This window comes from Bacillus sp. JJ1562 (genome assembly GCF_036962705.1).
Lineage (GTDB): Bacteria > Bacillota > Bacilli > Bacillales > Bacillaceae_L > Ferdinandcohnia.
Map to the genome: position 1 here is coordinate 145404 of NZ_JBALOQ010000013.1, position 2338 is coordinate 147741.

At 38.7% G+C, this 2338-nt stretch carries 3 protein-coding genes; all 3 read right to left on the reverse strand.

Annotated features, from left to right (window positions below; all coding sequences use genetic code 11):
* Positions 1-30: 30 nt before the first annotated feature.
* The 3 genes from ruvB to V7097_RS08290 all read right to left on the reverse strand — a co-directional run bounded on the left by ruvB (position 31) and on the right by V7097_RS08290 (position 2285).
* Positions 31-1032 carry a Holliday junction branch migration DNA helicase RuvB gene (gene ruvB / locus V7097_RS08280; protein WP_335703129.1) on the reverse strand — a complete coding sequence of 334 codons (1002 nt, stop codon included), beginning with the start codon at positions 1030-1032 and terminating at the stop codon, positions 31-33.
* Positions 1033-1045: 13 nt separating this feature from the next.
* On the reverse strand, positions 1046-1648 hold the full coding sequence (ruvA, locus tag V7097_RS08285) for a Holliday junction branch migration protein RuvA (RefSeq protein ID WP_335703130.1): 603 nt from the start codon (positions 1646-1648) through the stop codon (positions 1046-1048).
* 106 nt (positions 1649-1754) lie between these two features.
* Positions 1755-2285 carry an intercompartmental signaling factor BofC gene (locus V7097_RS08290; RefSeq protein ID WP_335703131.1) on the reverse strand — a complete coding sequence of 177 codons (531 nt, stop codon included), beginning with the start codon at positions 2283-2285 and terminating at the stop codon, positions 1755-1757.
* Between the last annotated feature and the right edge of the window lie 53 nt (positions 2286-2338).

A 2338-nucleotide genomic window follows, 5' to 3' on the forward strand; every position in this document is an offset into this window, starting at 1 on the left:
GCAAATACGCCAAGGCGTACCTGATTAGAATTACTCCTTTGGAATCTCAATTTGAAAATGTCGATAAACATGCTCTGTTACGACGCGTCCACGTGGAGTACGCTGCAAAAAGCCAATTTGTAGAAGATAAGGTTCGTAAACATCTTCTATCGTAAGAGCCTCTTCTCCAATTGTGGCTGAAATGGTTTCAAGTCCAACTGGACCACCACGAAACTTCTCAATAATTCCTTTAAGTAATTTATGGTCAATATGGTCAAGTCCTAAACGGTCTACCTGAAGTAATTCTAAAGCCGTATTTGCCATTTGTGTAGTTATCGTTCCGTCTCCACGTACTTGGGCAAAATCTCTTACCCTTCTTAGCAAACGGTTGGCAATCCTTGGCGTTCCTCTTGAACGTCTTGCAATTTCATGTGCGGCCTGGTCATCAATTTCAACCTCTAATAATTCCGCTGTCCTCGTTACAATATCAGCAAGCTGGTTTTCATTGTAATATTCCAGACGACTAAGCACTCCGAATCTGTCCCGGAGTGGTGCAGATAAGGAACCAGCGCGTGTGGTTGCTCCAACTAGAGTAAAGGGTGGCAAATCCAGTCGGACAGAGCGTGCCCCCTCTCCCTTTCCGATCACGATATCTAAACAAAAATCCTCCATTGCAGGATATAAAACTTCTTCGATTGATCGCTGAAGTCGATGGATTTCATCAATAAAAAGGACATCACCTGGTTCAAGTGCTGTCAAAATAGCTGCTAGATCTCCTGGTCTTTCAATCGCTGGTCCAGAGGTCGTGCGAATATTTACACCCATTTCGTTTGCAATGATGGTAGCAAGTGTCGTTTTTCCTAGCCCCGGAGGTCCATATAATAATACATGGTCCAATGTTTCCTGCCTCATTTTTGCAGCTTCTATAAAAATGGATAAATTCGATTTTACCTTTTCTTGTCCAATATATTGGGATAAAGTTTGAGGTCTAAGGCTTTGCTCGATTGCCGACTCTTCGTAATCGGCACTTCCTGAAACGATTCTGTCCTCCATTCAAGCAACCCCCTTATTTTAATAGCTTTTGTAAAGCCTTTTTAATATATTGATCAGTAGTAAGCTTTTCTTTTCTTAATTCAGGTAATACTTTTTTAATTTCTCTTTCTGCATAACCCAACACTTTTAATGCTTCCACAGCTTCATCAAGTTCTGTATAACTTGTATCTATCTCAAGCTCATGATCTTCAGAAAATAAATCAGGATGTAATGAAGGCATCAAATCATGAAGTTTTCCTTTTAAATCTAAGATGATTTGGCGTGCTGTCTTTTTCCCTACACCCGGGAATTTTACAAGAAATTTTTCATCCTCATTTTCAATCGCTCGAATGACCTGTTGAGGCTCTCCAGAGGCAAGAATCGCAAGTCCTCCTTTGGGACCGATACCTGTAACATTTAACAATTTCAAAAATAAAGCACGCTCTTCACGTGTCTTAAAACCATAGAGAGCCAAAATATCCTCTCTAACATGCTGATATGTATAAACGGTTTCCGGACTTTCTCTTTTAAAGACAAATGGATTAGGCGAATAAATTTGATAGCCTACACCGTTATTTTCAATAACAATGTATTCAGGACTTATATATTCAACCGTTCCTTTAATAAATTCAATCAAACGTCTTCTCTCCCCTACTTTGCTGTACATCATTTTATCATATTCATCCAAAAACTAAAATAAAAGAGAGACTAGAAGCTTTCCTAGTCTCTCAAATATCTAAGTATTAAGGGGAGGATGTATATGTTTTATAGGTTTCAATTACATTAATATATTCGTCCTTAGTACCAATCTTGATGCCATTTTTTAATAAATCATGCTGGTAGCTCTCAAGCTTTTCAACATCGATTTGAAAAAATGATTGAATGACTTTATCAGATTCATCAGGTTTCCCATTGAAAATAGATAATATTCCATCTTCCGTCAAGCCAAAATAGCCATTTGATTTAAGTAATGGTGAAATATCGTCTACACGCTGTTGAAAAACAACCTGATCTTCATCCTGATGAACTAGGCTCCAATCCTCGTAGTGGGCCCAAAAATCTTCCATCGACAGGATTGTTTCTTTCACTATCTCTTCGCTTACCTCACCATCAACATAGACGCGTTCAAGTATGACCGTGACTTCTAACGGACCATTCACTTCTTGAACTGTATCATTATTATTTTCCTCGTTTAACTCTGCACCGTTTCCTGAAAAGCTTGGCAATATTAATACAACCGCTAGACAAACGATTACTTTTGCTATCGTTCTCATTTTGGCATCACCTCATACAATTTGTTGCCAACTACTTAATCAAATGCGCCTTG